This is a genomic window from Bacteroides fragilis NCTC 9343, assembly GCF_000025985.1.
GTDB lineage: Bacteria > Bacteroidota > Bacteroidia > Bacteroidales > Bacteroidaceae > Bacteroides > Bacteroides fragilis.
In genome coordinates this window covers 1,741,890-1,758,560 of sequence record NC_003228.3, presented here as the reverse complement: position 1 = coordinate 1,758,560, position 16,671 = coordinate 1,741,890, and the positions used below count along the sequence as shown (strand labels likewise).

Below are 16,671 nucleotides of genomic sequence, written 5' to 3'. Positions count from 1 at the left end.
TTTAATGTTTGTTATAATTGTATATATCGTCCTCTTTTTCGTGAGGCTTATCCAATACATCGGCATCGATACGGGCTTCAACCGTTGCATGTAGTACGAAGTTATTTCCAAAGTAATACGTATTACGCCTCCTGCTGAACCTTATCTCGGCTCCCATCAGGCGGAGCTCCTCCAGATAATTGTTGATTGTCCGCCTGCTTACCCGCAGCAAGGAGGCCAGTTCGTCCAGGCTTCCGGTCCTTTCCATCCGGATCAGCCGGTACACCCGGTTGATCCTCTCTATATAGCTGATAACTGAAAGGGTGGTCATAATTCATCCTCCTGTCCGGTTGATTCCAGGAACTTGCGGAAATATCTCTCTTCCAGGTACAGGCATTTCATCAGCTCCGCTTTTCCTTCCCGTTCATACTTCTGCCGCAGCAGGGGAAAATCCGTCGAATAGAGGTACCATCTGATCAACCCTTTCGCCTTACTGTCGAGAACCGTCGTATCCGTCCCTTCCATCGCGTATTCCAGGGAAAAGAAATACAGGTTCTTCAGTCCGTATTTCTCAAGGAAGGCAAGGTCTTTCGGGCAGGCCTTCAGCCCGTCCAATGCGATACACTTCAGTACCAGCTGTTCTATTTCCTGTTCAATCGTCATAGCCATACCAGTATGGTTTTATAGGTTTACCGTTTTTTCTGATTTCATAATGCAGGTGGTAGCCCGTACTCTTTCCCGTGCTTCCCGCAAACGCGATTACAGCCCCTCTGTCGACTTTTTGACCTTCGGTGGTGTAATACGCGGCCAGGTGAGCGTACAGCGTCTCAAAGCCGTAGGAATGGCGTATAATGACGCATCTTCCGTATCCACCCTTCCTTCCCGCGAAAGAAACCGTTCCCGAGGCGGTGGCGTACACCGGGGCTGCCAGCCCTACGGCCATGTCAATTCCCGAATGGAAACTGCGTTTGCCGGTTATGGGATGAATCCGGATGCCGAAGCCGCTACTCTTCCTGAACCTGTCTTTCAGGGGACAGGTGAGCGGAATCCTGTCGGACACTCCGTACCGGGAGAGTATATCCCGGTAGCTTTCCAGTGTCTCCAGGCGTTCGCACCTTTCCAGTGCCTTGTCGAGTAGTTCCTTTCCGCCGTTTGATCCATTGAAGGGGAGACAGGAAAGCAATAGGGCCAGCAGTAGTTTCATCGGGCTATCCTCCTTAATATTTTGTCGGCTTCATCCTCCGTTTCCTGTTGCTTTCTGCTTCTGAATACCTCCTCCGCTGTCAGCAGCGACTTGTTCTTCAGCTTGTACAGGAAGTGCCGGCCGCCGTTCCTCTCCTGGATCTCGATGATAAGCCGTTTCTTATCCGGGATGGTGAACTTGTTCATGGCCACAGTGAATGTCCGGCTCTCATGCGCCGGTATCTCTTCCGGATAATCGAAAGTGAACAGGATGTTCTGCTCGAGCTGCTGCACCGCCGTTTTTTTGCGGATCTTGGCATCCTGGATATAGAAGCGCATGAAATCCGTCGTATAGCCGATCTGTGTACGGTTTGTCAGTGTCATGCGTAGCAGCAGGACATCCCCGTCGATGAAGATGTTTCCGACTTCGAACTCCATGCCGGAATTCTTGTCCCTGAGTCCCAGATCCAGCGGGGTACGTTTCGCGACAGCCTCCCTGATCCTTTCCTTCTGCCCGTAAGAGCGTTCCTTCTCGTCAAGTATGGCCACCCTCTGGGTATCCTCCTTGTCGATGACGAAGCTGAAACGCTCCGGAGCGGGCACATAGCGCAGGTCGAAAGTGTAGAACTTTCCCCCTTCAAGTACGACCGATATGTTCGTATCCTCCTTATAGGGCTGGACGGCTTTTACGGCCAGGATATTATCCACCCCCTCGGCCTTGTCCACCTCCACGTTCGTGCTTCCGTAATCGACGTAGGTGATACCGGCAGGGAAGATCAGGAACAGCTGCTTTTCTTTTCCTACCGGCAGCGTATGCGGTGTGGGGGCTTCTCCGCCTATACGCACATAACTCTGGGCCGGATGTGCGTTGTAGCTGATGGAGTACGAATAGAACTTTGTGTCGGCCGTTACCACCGACAGGGTTGTTTCCCCCGGGAAGTTCTCTTCCGCCGCTTTCAGGCGTATGATCCCTGGGCAATTGACCACTTTCTCACCGATGACGTAATCCCCTCCGATGCTGTAATACTTCACTTCGGTAGGGAAGATCAGGTGCAAGGTCTTTTCATACCCGATCTGCAGGGGGACTGCGGTGAGTTCCTCGATCTTCTGCGCTCTCCCTGAAAGGAAAAACAGCAGAAGCAGGGTGGTGATGTAAATTGGTTTATAGTTCATATTTTTTTAAGATTTTGTTTTTAATTATTTTGTCCGTTAGAGTTATTACAAAGTTTTATTACTTTTGTACCCTGTTAAGTATTCATCATAAAGACAACCTTATGCCGATAAATTATAACCAACTGCTGAAATCTTTAGAGATTGGTTCTGATCATTTCAAAGTTTTTATTTGCTTTCTATGCAGCACTTTAGTGTTATATCCTTTATTATTTGTCAGTCTTCCCTTTTTAAGGGATATCTCCATATATCAGCAGTTACTGTTTGTATCAGGGTGTTCAGTCATATATACAGGCTTGGGAATACTATTTTCAGCACCCGCGATTAAATATCCAGGAATGTTTTATTTGCCGATACTGGTATTGGGATGTATCAGCGTTGTCTTTTATATCAAGAAAGTCCTCCAATCTTCTGATTCTATGTTAATCATGTTACTGATTTTACTGATTTCAACCTACTCTTGTCTTTTCGTTGGAGGAATCATTGCAGTTGTAGTTAAAACCAAGAAATCAAAGAAATCAAAGCCTATTCCTAAAAAAGAAATATCCCATTAATATTTTTCATTCTGGAGTTTTATTGTTAAATATTGTTACTATAAACACCACAAACACAAGGCACATTACAATCATCAGGAAATCTCCATATTCACTCTTCATGAAGTCAATGATTCTACTTATAAATTCTTCCATTGTATAATTTTTGTTTTTAGTTGTTGTTTACTTTTCAGGTTCCGGACCATTATCCGGGACTTTTTCTTCTCCATCCACAGATGCCTTTTCATCACTTCTTTGCCCTGACTGTTCGTGGCGTGAAGCATAAAGAGGGGCTATCATTATAAGTATATATGCAATTCCCATTATAATGCAGCATAATATCCGGCTCAGGTAATCCACTTTTTCCCAAATAGTTTCCATATCACATCGTTTTTAAATTCTTTATTTGATCAAACTCTTTCAGGAGCCGGGCAGCATCTGCCATCATCGGACAGCCCCGACAGGCTCTTTCCTTCCTCACTCTTTCGGTTGCCTGAGCAGTATGCGGTAGTTGGTCTTGATTGTCACCTTTACCTTCCGGATATTCTTGCTTGCCGCCGACTTGGTGGCGTTGATGACGCTGTTGGCCGCGCCTGCCACGAGCTGGCTTCCCATATCGAATCCTCCGGAGATATTGGTGTTCGCGCCGCTTATTCCCGCCGCTCCGGCTTCCTGTGCTGTCTCCGCCTTCACATTGCCCGGTACATAGATTCCTTGTATTGCGTCCTCGGAATAGACCTGCTTTTGAAAGGGAAGTATGTTTCCACCCAGGTTTACCGAGGTGATCTTTACCAGGACGCGCTCCCCGTCGATGCCCGTCACCTCCCCGAATACGGGAGTCCCTTTACGGATGCGCTGCCCGTCATCGGTCAGGCAATTCTCGGCCAGCTGCATCTTAAGGGTGGAACCGACCATAACGGTCTGTGTGGAGTGTACGAACGCCTTGATGGCATTCCTCTCTTCCTGCCTCACGAGCCGGACCGTGTTGAATCCCCTGCGGGCCGGTGCCCGGGGCACACTATCCATGGCTTTGCGCTGCTCGGGCCGTACTTCCTCTTCCTTCTTTTCCTGCAAGGCAGGTTTTTCCTTTCCCCTGGAAGCAACCGGCTGTTGTACCGGGACCGTAATTCCCGCTCCGAGCTCCCGCTCGTTATCCCGGATCAGCTCCTGTATGCGCCGGATCTCCCTTTCATTCCCGGCCGTATCCGCAGGCTCCTCCGTTACCGGGTCGAAACCTGAAAGGGAAGCGGATTTGCTTGTGTTCTCTTTCCCGACTTTCTGGAGCATGTCATCCAGAGTAAAGCTATCCTTGATCCGGGTTCTGAGGATCACCTCACCCGTTTCCGGCTCCTTGCTCCCAGAGGCCGGCAGGCTGGCGATGAATGCCCACACCAGCAGGACAACTACAATCCCCAAGCCCGCCAGTATGGCTATTCTGCTTTTCCCGTCCCGTGTCATAAGAGCTCGTATTGTTGGTCATAGGTACGGAAGAAGAAACCGGACGTATTTTCCGGAAAGCGCGGAGTGGCATGGATAGCGGTACCCTCACTCACAATCCGTACTTTCCTGATGTCATCGCCATTAATAATGCTCAGGATGGAGGAGAACCTGACATGGTACTCCTCACCGTCGGCGCGTATGTCGATGATCTTTTCAAACTCCGTCTTGTAGACAACCCCGAGTTCCAGCGCATCGCCATAGGCACGGTCCGCCTGGTATTTGGCAAATACGGTATTTGCGTCCGGCTTATTGACCAGGAACAGGGCACGGGCACGGTTCTCCTGAAGGGAGAGCCTGTCGAAGCTGTTCAGGAAATAGGCCGTGCGGCGGCAGTGACCTTTCAGGAGGCTTTCATACAAGAGGTCCTGCTGCATGGACTTGAAATGGACGAACTCCCCGCCTTCGTTGACCACCAGGATCTTGTTCATCGCATTGTTCACCACGCTGTGCGCGAAGAACAGGACCATCGCGATGGTCACCCCGCAGAAAATGAATACCAGCCTGGTGCGCAGCGTATAGCTCTTCCTGGCTTCGGCCAGGCCGGAGAAATCCTTGAGTATGCTTTGTATATTGAGTATGCTTTTGGTTGCTTTCATGAAAGTTTCATTATATAATTTATAACCATTTGTTTACTGTGGCCTTTACCGTGCCGAGCATCGTAAGCTTGAGCAGGAAAGAAAAAATGACCATCAGCAGCACCGACCAGGACCTTTGCAGGACATAGTTCGTGACGATCAGGTCCGAGAAAACGCTGGCAAGGATAAACCCCGGATAGAGCATGTAGCATCCCAGCATCTGCTTGACCCATGTGTAGAAGGAACTGCGTGTGTCCTTATTGTACAGGCAGGCTATCGCTATGGGAGAAATGATCTCGAGCAGGAGCAGTATCAGGTAACGGGTACAGAGGAACAGCAGCATGATGTAATCGTAGGCCACTCCGAAGAGACTGCCTATCGTTCCCGAGATAAGGGACCATTTCAGGGTATCGAGCCCGTTGACGGCTATGTCGGTGATGTCCCCGTTCATCAGCTCGTCCAGCATGGCACTGATCGGATCTTTCCAGATATTGTGCGGGTTATATACCCCACCGTTGGCGAGTGACTTCATCAGCTCGTCGGCGCCATAGGCCAGCACCGTCTCGAGCGTTCCCAGCAGCACGGGCATGATGCAGATCAGGCCTATGCAGAAGATGTACTCCCGTCCCAGCTCGTAGAAGTGCTTGGCGTTGAAGCCTTTTCCCTCATTGATCATCTCCTTGATAATTCCCACGAGCTTGAAGACGAAAGTCGTTATGACAAACCCGGCGACAAGCGCGTAGAACCCTTCTATGACTACCATACCCTTTATCTGCAGGTACGCGGCGTTCAGATTTCCGTATGCTTCTTCCATTCCTCTTACCTCAATGCCCTTTTGAGCCGTTCGTACTGGTTTATTACCTGGGAGATCCTGGCTATTTTCCTTTCCTCCTCAAGGGTCTGTTTCTCTATGTTCTGCAGGGTGGACAACCGCTCGGCGTCATTCATCCTCACGCTTGTGGAGAGGATCGTTCTCGACAGCTGTATCAGGCGCCTGTTACCGGCCATGATCTGTTCAATACTGCCGGTGAGTGTCTGCAGTGTCGAGGAGTTCAGCTGCTTCCCGCTGAGCAGATCGACGCATTTTTGGGAGAGCCTTGCCTGGCGTTCGATAATATACCGGGTCGTCTCACAGTCCGACACCACGGAGTTGACCTTGCGCATCATGTCCAGGCTCTCGTCCAGCAGCTTCTTCTGCTGCTGAAGGTAACCGACCTGCTTTTGCAGTTCCTTGAAGTTCTTAAGGTTCTGGCTTAAATTGCCGGCATCCGTCACGGCCCATTGTGCCGATGCGGTGGCTGCCGTCATCATCACGATTAAGGATAAAAATAATTTCTTCATACGTTTCTTGTTTTAATGTTCGTTTATATATTCTTCGATGGCCTCCTGCATGGACTTTCCGCTGCCGGTTTTGTCCTCGAGGTCCGACCAGATCTCGCCTTCCGTCTGGAAAGCGAGGAACTTCTCCCTGGAGAACTCCAGGCGGGTAACCGTCGCGTAATTCTCACCCATGCGCATGAAGCATTCCGAGTAGGGACGGGAACAGGAGAAGTTGTTCCGCATGGATTTCATCAGGGCTATCTGCCCGGCCTGCGTCAGCTTGAATTTGTCAATGATGCTCCGGTAGATGACCTCCTTGGTAGGCAATACGAACAGCATGTCCGTGTTGCCGATGATGTTTTTCGTGTTCTCGTCATCGGGCAGCTGGTCAGGGGTCTGTACAATGGTATATACGGCCCCGTTCTCCTTGCGGATCTTCTGGTAGCAGAAGGCCACGGAGCTGTGTATGCCGCTGCCTGTGGCCGTATCCACCATCTGCGCGGTTTCGGCATACTCGTCGAAAATCAGTATGCCGCGCTTTCTCCTGTCACTGAGCAGCTTTTTCTGGATGACGGTGAATATCATGCTCATGACCAGGTTTGAAAGGAACCTGTCCTGCTTGATCCGCGTAAGCTCGAACACGATGAACTTCTTTCCGGAGAAATCGATCTTCATATCCTTGCAGACATTCTCATACCGCTGCCCGGGCATGAATTCCCCGCAGTTCAGTTTGAAAGACTCAATGGTGAAATACGTACCGGGGATATGTTTTCTCTCGAGGATCTCATTGTAATTGTCTATGACGTAATTATAGAAACTCTCAAAGTTATGCCCTTGCCGGACATGTTCGTAATAGTCCTGGATAAACCGTGTCAGGGCGACTTCCTTCTCCGACTCGTCCTTGGTGAACATGTGCTTCCAGTATCGCTGTACGATGCCGGAGAGCGTTTCCAGGTCATTATTGTCCGGTTCCCCTCCCTGCAGGTCAAACGGGTTGATCCCCAGGGGAGTCTTGCCGTCATAGTCCACATGCAGGGAGATATCCGGATAGAGCTTGCACAGCTGGCTGAATGAGTTTCCGAACTCCACGACGATGGTCGTATAGTCCTGCTCGATCAGCTGCTGCGTAAAATTCAGGGTGAAGGCTGATTTTCCCCCGCCCGTGCCGGCAATGACCATCCCGTTTCGGGCATTCACCCTTTTTTTCGCCGCGTCCCAGATATCCTTTCGCAGGGGCACCTGGTACATCCTGTCATGCACGTAGATCCCTTCGGCGTCATTGCTGAACTTGCTGCACTGGAGAAAGAAACAGAGCGCTATGGGCAGGGTGGTGAGGAAAAGATATTCCACCGGCATCAGGCTGATCTGTCCGGGGACACAGGCGAAGTGCATCCTTGCCAGGTTCCCGTAGCCCGGTATGTAATATTTGAACCGGTTCAGGTTCAATATTTCCCTGATCCTTTTGTCAGCCTTCTCCAGTTCGGTATCCGACCCGTCGAAGACACAGACCGAAAAGAAGGAGCGCACCAGCATCTGGTTCTCCTCGAGGATCTCTGTCTGGAGCTTGTCCAGCTCTTTAAATTCCCTTTCGATGCCCTTGTTCATGGAAGAATTGCTCCCGTAAATGTCTATGTTGCGTGCGATCCGGGAGCGCAGCCTCTCGTTTCCCTCGAAATAGATGACCTGGTTGACGATGTGGTTGTAGGGAAGGTACATGCCTAACTGTTCCATCAGGGGATGGTACAGTTGTGAAGCGGCCGGTGGCAGCGACTCGTCCCTGACATAGGACTCGATGTTTCCTTCCGGAAGGAAGGTCTCGTCGCACACCGCATAGCAGCGCGCATGGTTCTTTCCCACATGCAGGCTCCCGTCGACGTGTATATCCACCACGGCGTCCGTATCACCGAACAGGCCGGAGTATGCGCGGGTGAATCCGGATATCCCTTCACAGGACATGGGCAGCACCGAGTTCCCGCGCATGTTCTGCAGGATGCTCACCGCATTGTCCACCCCTTCGAGAAAGGCTTCCAGCTTTCTGTAGTCTTCCCTGTGCAGATGTTCCTTATAGGCCAGGGGTGAGGATACATACGCCTTTTCCAGGCTTTTCAGCCCTGCAAGTACAAAGTGCAGGATACAGGTGTGGTCGATGTACAGGCGTCCTTCAAAGTGGCGCGCGTCGGCACGGTCCAGGAAAGAGCCGGTGCCTTTGCCCGGGTGGTACTCTTTTTTAAGGAACACGTCCTGTTTGTGTACGTAGGTACCGTCGGGCATGTGCCTGAAGGCTTCCCGGTACATCCCGTCCCTTTCGTCGATCTCTTCCGGGGAAAGGGAATAGCACTCCGGCTGCCGGAGCTCGAACGGGATACATATGCTGCCGCTCCGGGTCAGGATCACGCTTTGTCCATCGGACTCGCTGATAATGTCAAGTATGCTGTATGCCTCTTCCTCTTTCATCTTGTTTCTTCTTCAGAAGTTGTCTGTTTATGGTTAAGTTACTCACGGTCATGCCGTACTTCGATTCCCTGAATTTCGTTGGCCGTGCCTTTTTCCTGAGTTTGTGCCCCAGTACCGGCAGCAGCGGCAGCGAGACCGAAAGGACCAGTAACGTCAGGGTCCAGTCACCGGTCATGATGCCTGTACGGACACTCAGGAAAAGCAGGACAAGCGCGGCGGCACAGCATCCCACAAAAATCCAGTAGTCCGATGAAAGGAAGCCCCGTATCATGCAGGGGCTTTCCAGTCCTTTCCTGACAGTGTACCTCATATGGTCAGTTTAATGCCGGATATCGCGGCTTTGGCCGCTGTTATCACGACTCCCGCAAGCAGGGAGAAACCCACATACCAGCCCAGGGCAAACAGGCCGTCCCTGCGTGTTCCCCGGTTCTCCTTGTCGATGATGTTATCCAACTGCTGGACCACCCCTAAGGCAAGCCCCACAAGCATACAGGCCAAAAAAATCGGCAGGGTGTAACCGTCCAGGATCTGGTTCATCGCGCCGCGGGCATCCTGTGCATATCCGCGCAGGGTGGACGCAAATAAAAAAGCGGACAGTAGAAATTTTCTTTTCATGATGGTTGCTTATTTTAGGGTTGTATGGTTCCGGTATAGTCTCCTCCCGTTTCCCAGGGACGGGCACTCACACCGGAGAGCATGAGTACCCCTTCCTTGCTCAGGGTCAACGCGTAATCGTATCTTTTACCGGCTTCAAAGGTGTTTGCCGGAAGATACCAGTCATAGGTCCGGTCCAGGTAGCGGATCTGCGCTTTCCTCTCTTCAAGCCTGCCTGGCAGGAGCAGCAGGATGTTCTCCTTGGAAGAAACGGTGCCGCTTCCCTCGTTTACGGACAATGTACCGCCTGTAAGGTCGTATGTGGCCTCTGTCGGTACGGCTTCCACATTCAGGCTGCACGCCCGGCTCCCGTCCACGGTAAAGGCCAGCAGGGAGAGCAGGTGCTTCATTTCGATACTCGCCCGGCGGTTCTGCCAGTCCAGACGCACTTCATCCGATGCCAGGTAATCCGTCTGGGGACTCAGGCTGACAGCCACTTCCTTTCCCGGGATACTCCGGAACGGGGAGAAAGCGAACAGCCGGCAGGTTTTCTGGGTAAGCGTCACCTGCGGAAAATTCCAGCTCTCCCCATAGGTCACATGCAGCGGATTGCTGACACCGGTATATGAGCCTCCCGTTTCATCGAGCAGCGCCATGCCGAAGTCCTTTACCGGAACATGGCCCGTATCCGTACCGGCACTGCGGCTGAAACAGTTTTCTATCTCAAGTCCCACCTCTCCTGTCCCGGGGAGGGAATCTTCTTTGCCGGAACAGCCCGTAAGGGCCGCCGGCAAAAGAAACATGACTATGTGTTTATACACTTTTATTTTCATTTTTTGCTATTCGTTTAATTAAGGATTGATATCAATTGAAGTTTTACCCTTCTGTCTGACGGTCAGTGTCAGTGTCTTTCCGCTTTCCGCCTGTGTAAGGGTCACGCTTCCGCTGCGGATCTCCTTGGTCGGATTCTCGTCATAGCTGACCGAGCTTCCCGATACGTGAATCCAGCTGTCACCCGATGCGCTCCAGGAAAGGTCCTTCCGGCTGTTACCCGCTATCTTATAGCTTGTAATGCTCAATGTAAATGAGCCTGAGCCTGCTTCCACGCGTTCACTGTGGGTCGTGCTTCCGTCCCCATAGCTGAAATAGTAGCTGACCGGAGCTGCTTCCTGACTGATGGTGACCGTTGCGGAACTACCGCCATGACTTGCCGTAAATACGCAGCTGCGCGTGGATGCCGTATTGTTCTCCGATACGCTCACCGTATTACCTGAAAGGAAAAATCCCTCCGTACCTCCGCTGATAGAGGGTGAGCCTCCCTGGAGAGTCTCTTTAACCCCATTGACGAATACGTCCCGTGAGGCGCCCGCACTGAGCGTCGAAGTCCCCCCTTTCCAAGAAATGGCGGAAGGATTGGCCGTCAGGGTAACTCTCCAGGATCCGTAATTCCGGTATTTGGGCTCGAGGGTACGGTCCGCAAGCACCTCAAAGCTGTATTGTGCGGTACCGGATACAATCCTTCCCCCTTCATACCAGCCGGCAAACTCATAGCCCGGCTTCACGCTCGCCGACACCGTACAGTTACTTCCCGTATTGTACAGTCCCGCACCTGTGGTGGTTCCTCCGGGTGCATAATCCAGGATGGTGACCTGTTTTTTGTAGTCCATCCGGTAATTATGTATTTTCCCCTCTTCGGTAACCATGTCGGAGGTTCCGCGTAGCTTTATGGGAGTGGTTCCCGTAAGGGACACATAGTTGGAGGAGGTCGTAAGCCTTTGTGCGGGGATGGTTACCCGAAACACTGTGGTTCCTCCCGCCTCCGAGTACTTGTACATCGTACAGTTTCCCTTGCTTTCATCCGTGCTGATTCCCCCGGTAAGAAGATTGAAACGGCTTGTACGTTTCACATTCTCCATCGTGGCTTCCCTCACACCGTCATTTCTATCGATCCTGACCTCTACGGTCGACATCCTGTGTTTGAAATTCAGTGGGACCGTGTAGTCCCGGATAGGATCGGTATAGGTCGCTGTCATGAAGTCCGCGGAAATCCAGCCCGCCTTTTCGTTCTGGTTGCCGGCGGTATGGGAGATCCCGGTTATATCGGTCTGCCCTGTCTTGAAAGGGTAATACACATAAAAATCAAAGTCGGTTCCTACCGTTACTATGATATTGTCCGCTTCCGCCTCCGGCTTGAATTTCTGTCCGTCATACGTATACTTGTTGTTCACCGCCCAGTACACGCCGGTCTTCGGTTCGATGGCGAATACGCCTATGGCATCGCCTGTCTCGAAACTGCCTTCCTGGCTGCTCCGCGTTTCCCCTTGCCCGGTCATGGCGGTAAATGTCACGATCCCGCTGCCCGGAATGGTTTCCTGCGGCCCGGTATCTTCCCGGCTGCAGGAAAAGGACAACAGCAGAAGGAGACTGCAGACAATCGTTGTTATTGCTCTTACCATTATTCTCTTTTTTATGGGGGAACCGGAAGGCTCCCCCGCGGGTTAGTAATCTATTTGACCGGAACAAGGGTGATGTCTTCTTCAGTGGAAGTCCAGCCTTCTATGGTTACCGACTGTCCGTTCTCTCCTCCGATCTCCGCATCGTTGGAACGCATGGTGATCGAGTAGATGTATCTCTTTCCCGCCTCCCAGGTGATTTGCGGGATGGCATAGGTATAGGTTGCACCGTCGATCACCACTTCAAGCGACACCTCGCCCGCGGCCAGCGTCATCGGATAAATGGCTGCGGCATAATCCACCGCCTGCTGTCCCTGTGCCGGAACGGTCGTGTTCGGGCTCCAGGTCAGCTCCGTGCTGGTAGGTTGGAACGTAATTTTTCCCCCGTCGTTCAGGTTCATGGTTCCGGTAGTGGCGAACTTGGCACCTGTCGCCTTGAGTTTGGCCGAGGTCAGGTTTCCGTCGTTATGGTACTCGGGTGAAACTTTCAGCCGCACGACAAACTGTGAAAGCGCATGCTTCATCGGAATCCTGGCATCGGTCTCGATTACGGATACCTGGTTAGTGCTTTTGCCCCACATGTAATCAACGGAGGTACCAACATTGATAGGAACCGGTATTTTGGTACCGTCCGTCACGGCCTGGTTATACGGATAATAGGCCCATATGGTGGCCTTGTCTACCAGCAGGTACACCGGGCTGGCCTGTGACCAGCCGTTCGCCTGCCTGGTCGACTTGTTGTTCTGGGCATCATAACGCGGGTAGGCGTCTCCCCAGCCGCTGGACTTGTACATGAACAGGCCCAGCGCGTCGCCTGCCGCCCAATCTGTCTTGGGATCGAAACCGGCCCTTGTTTCGGTGCTTTCGGAACTTACGGTAGGTACGATATTCAGCTGTGCCCCCGAATGCTCGCCGTCCGTCACTTGCCCATTAAAAATTTCTTCACTGTTGCTGCATGAAGCCAGCAGGCCTGCGGCCATTACCGCTGAAAGAAAAAAACTTGTTTTCATTTTCATCTGAAAAAAATAAATAATTAATTATAGTTTGGTAATTCTGTTTCCGGGATATCCTCCCAATCCGGAATGACAACCGGTTCTCCTATGGTCAGTTCCTTGCCGATGTGCAGGTCCAGTTCCAGAGAAAGTTCATCGCTGTCAAATCCCCGGAGATACGGGGTCAGGTCCACCTTCTGCTCTTCGTTGAATACCGAATCCTTCCCGTCCATTTCAATCTTTACCGAAAGGATATTCTCCGCTGCGGGGTTGAACCCGAAAGCGTACAGGCTTGTCTTCCACCGGTCGGTTTCCGGTTTACGCGAGAACAGGCTTGTGACACTTGCGTTTCCTGTCCTTTCCCGGGAGACAAGGTACCGGCCGGTGGAAATACCGGTGAGGGTACCTTGCAGGCCGGCCAGGGGAGTGATATTACCCGAGACGTTGATCTGGATATTCAGCCGTTGGACGAATGCGGACGGTGTTATGGGAACGCGCTTGGGCCTCTGGTACTCCAGGCGCTGGCTGAAACCGGCCGAACAGCAGAACTTCTGCACGCCGGAAATGTATACCTCGCCCTCCAGAGTATCTGTCCGTGCCATAAGGCGGGCCTCGTGATAATCCCGGATGTCGCTCACTTCATAATTCCCGGTATAAAATAGGAATTGGTATTCACCCTGTGGAATGCTTTGGCGCAGGGTATCCTGCGTAAATGTCATCTGTTCCCCGGAAGGAATATCCATACCGGAAGGGAATGCTATGATGTGCCTTTCCTCCGGTACGGGAGGTGTTTCCCGGATCCCGCTGAAATCACACCAGGCGACCAGCTCCCCGTTCCTGATACAGAAATCCTCGTTGAACTCGCAGCCGCTGAGAACGGCCGCAAGGACTGTAAAAGATATGAATCTGTTAGTATAGTTCATCTTTATATAAATTATAAGTTACTATCAGTTTGTTGATCTCCGGATCGAGCTTGCCCCTCCAGATCTTGGAGTCATCCTGGTCACAGGACCTGACATACATCTTCAGGGCTTCTTTCTCCCGTCCCAGACGGCTGTAGAGGATAGAGAGCAGGTAGTTCCTGTCAGAGGTATCCGGCTGTTTGAGCATGACATCCAGGGCACGGCTGTCATAGCCTAAGGACATCAGGCAGACCGCCGTATTGTAGTCCTCCCCGTAGGACTCTTCCAGCATGGACAGCGCCTGCTTGTATTGCCTGTTCTCGATCAGGCTGACCGCGTGCATGTAGGTACTGTCGATGACCGGCATCACAATCGTATCCTGGATCATATCCCGGCGGTGGAGGTGGAAATTGAATTCCACACAGCGCAGCAGCGGATAATACCTTTCCCGGATGCGTTTGTAGTCGGAAGCATATTCGCGCAGGGCATGTTCCCGGCTGTCGGGATTCTTCGTCTCTTTCAGGATACGTAAAATGCCGGCCTTGTTTGCCAGGCTGTCATCTGAAAGGACCAGTTCGTGCAGCCTGCTCCAATCCTCACCGGTCCAGCGCGGGCGGAAAAGCGTATCGACCCCTTCCCGGTCTTCCGTGCGTGCAGCAAGGTATTTCTTCAGTGCCAGCGCACGTTCCCTGGAAAGGAAAAGGTTCATTTCGGAACTGCCCTCGGGGGATGAAGTGGCCGTCATGCGGATGCTGTCTATGAGGAACTCTCCCGTATAATTGATTCCACGGATGGTCTCGAACACCTTGTCGATCTCAGCCTTGTTGTTCCCGGTCTTTTCATCGAACCCGGTACTTCCGCTCTTATAGGTCACATAGGCCCGCAGGCTGACTTCATCCTTGCGGGTGATGATCTTCTTCCTGTAACGCGGCGTGCGGTCGAGGAACTGCACCATGCTGGAGATATAATAGGTGATCGTGTCCGATGGCGGAAGCTGGGTCCGTACCTCGTCCCTGGAGAGGATCTGTCCGTCAAGCGTCAGCTCTATCTTCTTCGTGTTTTCGGTGGCGGGAAGCTCCTGCTTGTAATAATACACGAAGTTGCTGCCTTGCCTGATGACCGTATCCAGGCGTGCGGGTTCATAAGGAAACCGCACATACTTTTCATAGACCTCACTGGCTTGCTCCTTTCTTTTCTGGTTCTCGGCTATCTTCTTGTAATCGGTAAAGCGTTCCGTTATGGCCGCCGAATCTTCCGGGGTGATGCTTCTCGTGCGGATTTTATAATTACCTTCGGCAAACATCTTCCATTTGGAAGGAATGTATTTGCCGTCTATTTCCCGGCGCATCCAATAGGCGGGAAGGTACTCCAGGATGGAATTGTATCCGGCAATGGCCTGCCGGTTACGTTCCATCTTGTAGTTGAACAGTGCGAACCGGGCATTGGTCTTGTCTGACCAGTCGACCCAGCGCTCCTTGGCGATGACCTCGTGCTTCCAGGCCTGGAAGTATTCCTCCTCCAGCTCGGCCAGTGCCTTCTTGTAGCCTTTGCTGTCGAGCAGTTTCTGCATATACAGGCTGTCGGGTATGATGGAGTTCATAAAGGCCCGGTAACGCATGTACCCTTTTTCCTGCATTTTGGCAAAGTCGGCCCCTGAAAGGAAGATCTTGTCCAGGTACAGGGTGTCGGACGGTTTATAGGCTACGGGAGTGAGCTGGACCTGCCACTTGTTGTTGATCAGCTCACCGGGAACCGTTACGAGAAAGTCCAGGTTGATCTTTCCGTTTCTCTCGGCTACCTGTTTGCTCTTTGCCATGACAGTAACTTCCGAGAGTTCGATCAGGGTCATATTTTCGCCCGTGACACTGTCATGGGATACCTGTTTGACCAGGTGTTCTTCACCTTTGTCATCCGTCCAGGCAATTTGACCGGGCAGCTGTTTGCCGGTATCCGCAACCGTCTCCTTCATCTGCGGCTGAGAGATACGTACGCGTGCCAGACGGCGCTCGGTGGTGCATGAAATCAGTAATCCGCAGAAAACAAAAGGTATGATACGTCTCGTCTTTCTCATTTTCTTAAAAGTTAGAACAGGTACACCAGATTCACCGCTGCACGGGTGGGAAGGAAATGCCAGCCATAATTTTTGGATACAAGGTCGCCACAGCGCTTACACAGGTACTTGTCATGGCCCAGCCATACCGCACCGGTACCGACTTCCCACTCAACGTTCCAGTGCGTACTGAGCTGGTAGGCTTTGCCTATGCTCACGCCCACACCGTAGCCTTCACCTTCATAGCGGTACCTGCTGCCGAAGAGGTTGCCCACACTGTATGTACCGGCGGTGCCGTGCATGCCGATAAATGGCCCCATATAGCTCTCGAGCAGCCAGTAGCGTACACCCGGAGCGACATATAGGTTACGGAACTGCCGGTTCTTGCTGAAGCGGAACGGGTTATACTGCACGGGCAGGTGAAGCGACCATTTACGGCCCAGGGTCATGGATGCCTCCAGGTTCAGGTTGGTCGTAGCCAGACCCAGGACATTGGTACGCAGGGAATAGGACTGGGCCGATACTCCCAGAGTGAAGGCAAGCAGGCTTCCCAAAAGAAATGATCTCTTTTTCATGCCGGCTGTTCCTCCTTTTGCTTAATGACAGTCACTTCCCAGGCTGTCAGCGTATTGAACCAGCGGTTCTCCCACTGGCGGGCGGAGATGTCAAACCGTACGTGTACGGTCATACCTACCTCGACGGCGTACCGCTCGATGTTGGCGTTCATCAGCTGCAGGCATACGCTCTGCGGTTTGCTCTCTTCTGTCTCCAGAACGAATTCCCGGCTTTTCCATTCATTGCCGGTAGTCTTGCCGATCCCGTCCTTGACGGGAAGTACGGCGATGATTTTTCCTCGTATTTCCATTTTTATCAATATTGGGTTTTTAATGGTCTGTTTATTTTCGCACTCCCTCCGGCAGGCTGTCACAGCTTACCGCAGGGCTGCGAAAAGGAAAGGATACACCCT

19 protein-coding genes are annotated in these 16,671 nt (G+C 52.0%); 1 reads left to right on the top strand and 18 read right to left on the bottom strand.

The window, feature by feature from the left end:
• Position 1: 1 nt before the first annotated feature.
• From BF9343_RS06910 to traN, 4 genes are read right to left on the bottom strand one after another with little or no spacing between them, the layout of a single operon-like run.
• Positions 2-310: an HTH domain-containing protein gene (locus BF9343_RS06910; RefSeq protein WP_005800321.1), complete on the bottom strand. Its 309-nt coding sequence runs from the start codon at positions 308-310 to the stop codon at positions 2-4.
• Positions 307-648 carry a hypothetical protein gene (locus tag BF9343_RS06905; protein ID WP_010992514.1) on the bottom strand — a complete coding sequence of 114 codons (342 nt, stop codon included), beginning with the start codon at positions 646-648 and terminating at the stop codon, positions 307-309. Before BF9343_RS06905 ends, BF9343_RS06910 begins: the two co-directional genes overlap by 4 nt.
• The gene (locus BF9343_RS24170) at positions 632-1,183 is read right to left on the bottom strand and encodes a M23 family metallopeptidase (RefSeq protein ID WP_005800324.1); all 552 of its coding nucleotides are present in this window, start codon (positions 1,181-1,183) and stop codon (positions 632-634) included. Before BF9343_RS24170 ends, BF9343_RS06905 begins: the two co-directional genes overlap by 17 nt.
• Complete coding sequence (traN, locus tag BF9343_RS06895; RefSeq protein WP_005800326.1) at positions 1,180-2,334, bottom strand: conjugative transposon protein TraN; 1,155 nt, start codon at positions 2,332-2,334, stop codon at positions 1,180-1,182. The genes BF9343_RS24170 and traN overlap by 4 nt, the downstream gene beginning before the upstream one ends.
• 101 nt (positions 2,335-2,435) lie before the next feature.
• Between traN and BF9343_RS06890 the strand changes: the two genes are divergently transcribed.
• Positions 2,436-2,885 carry a hypothetical protein gene (locus BF9343_RS06890; protein WP_005800328.1) on the top strand — a complete coding sequence of 150 codons (450 nt, stop codon included), beginning with the start codon at positions 2,436-2,438 and terminating at the stop codon, positions 2,883-2,885.
• Between the two features lie 162 nt (positions 2,886-3,047).
• Here BF9343_RS06890 and BF9343_RS06885 read toward each other — a convergent pair whose 3' ends face one another.
• The 14 genes from BF9343_RS06885 to BF9343_RS06815 form a co-directional block, all read right to left on the bottom strand.
• Positions 3,048-3,245 (bottom strand): hypothetical protein, encoded by a 198-nt coding sequence (locus BF9343_RS06885; protein ID WP_005800331.1) that lies wholly within the window; start codon positions 3,243-3,245, stop codon positions 3,048-3,050.
• 96 nt (positions 3,246-3,341) lie between these two features.
• Entirely contained in the window at positions 3,342-4,322 is a 981-nt protein-coding gene (gene traM, locus BF9343_RS06880; protein WP_010992511.1) for a conjugative transposon protein TraM, read from the bottom strand.
• Positions 4,319-4,960, bottom strand: a complete 642-nt coding sequence (locus BF9343_RS06875; protein WP_010992510.1) for a membrane protein — start codon at positions 4,958-4,960, stop codon at positions 4,319-4,321. The genes traM and BF9343_RS06875 overlap by 4 nt, the downstream gene beginning before the upstream one ends.
• Positions 4,961-4,979: 19 nt before the next feature.
• On the bottom strand, positions 4,980-5,753 hold the full coding sequence (locus BF9343_RS06870) for a hypothetical protein (protein ID WP_032556712.1): 774 nt from the start codon (positions 5,751-5,753) through the stop codon (positions 4,980-4,982).
• A 5-nt stretch (positions 5,754-5,758) separates the two neighbouring features.
• Positions 5,759-6,280 (bottom strand): hypothetical protein, encoded by a 522-nt coding sequence (locus BF9343_RS06865; protein ID WP_005818211.1) that lies wholly within the window; start codon positions 6,278-6,280, stop codon positions 5,759-5,761.
• Positions 6,281-6,292: 12 nt separating this feature from the next.
• Positions 6,293-8,713, bottom strand: a complete 2,421-nt coding sequence (locus tag BF9343_RS06860) for a TraG/VirB4 family ATPase (RefSeq protein ID WP_032556711.1) — start codon at positions 8,711-8,713, stop codon at positions 6,293-6,295.
• A gap of 306 nt (positions 8,714-9,019) precedes the next feature.
• Positions 9,020-9,328 (bottom strand): hypothetical protein, encoded by a 309-nt coding sequence (locus BF9343_RS06850; protein ID WP_010992507.1) that lies wholly within the window; start codon positions 9,326-9,328, stop codon positions 9,020-9,022.
• Positions 9,329-9,342: 14 nt separating this feature from the next.
• Positions 9,343-10,140, bottom strand: coding sequence for a fimbrillin family protein (locus BF9343_RS06845; protein WP_010992506.1), 798 nt, complete (start codon positions 10,138-10,140; stop codon positions 9,343-9,345).
• Between the two features lie 18 nt (positions 10,141-10,158).
• Positions 10,159-11,763: a fimbrillin family protein gene (locus tag BF9343_RS06840; protein ID WP_005800344.1), complete on the bottom strand. Its 1,605-nt coding sequence runs from the start codon at positions 11,761-11,763 to the stop codon at positions 10,159-10,161.
• Positions 11,764-11,813: 50 nt separating this feature from the next.
• Positions 11,814-12,776, bottom strand: coding sequence for a fimbrillin family protein (locus BF9343_RS06835; RefSeq protein WP_005800345.1), 963 nt, complete (start codon positions 12,774-12,776; stop codon positions 11,814-11,816).
• Positions 12,777-12,793: 17 nt separating this feature from the next.
• A complete protein-coding gene (locus BF9343_RS06830; RefSeq protein ID WP_009292239.1) occupies positions 12,794-13,675 on the bottom strand; it encodes a hypothetical protein in 882 nt (293 codons plus the stop codon).
• On the bottom strand, positions 13,662-15,725 hold the full coding sequence (locus BF9343_RS06825) for a hypothetical protein (RefSeq protein WP_010992505.1): 2,064 nt from the start codon (positions 15,723-15,725) through the stop codon (positions 13,662-13,664). Before BF9343_RS06825 ends, BF9343_RS06830 begins: the two co-directional genes overlap by 14 nt.
• A gap of 11 nt (positions 15,726-15,736) precedes the next feature.
• A complete protein-coding gene (locus BF9343_RS06820) occupies positions 15,737-16,279 on the bottom strand; it encodes a DUF3575 domain-containing protein (RefSeq protein WP_010992504.1) in 543 nt (180 codons plus the stop codon).
• Positions 16,276-16,569 (bottom strand): DUF3127 domain-containing protein, encoded by a 294-nt coding sequence (locus BF9343_RS06815; protein ID WP_010992503.1) that lies wholly within the window; start codon positions 16,567-16,569, stop codon positions 16,276-16,278. Before BF9343_RS06815 ends, BF9343_RS06820 begins: the two co-directional genes overlap by 4 nt.
• Positions 16,570-16,671: the final 102 nt, after the last annotated feature.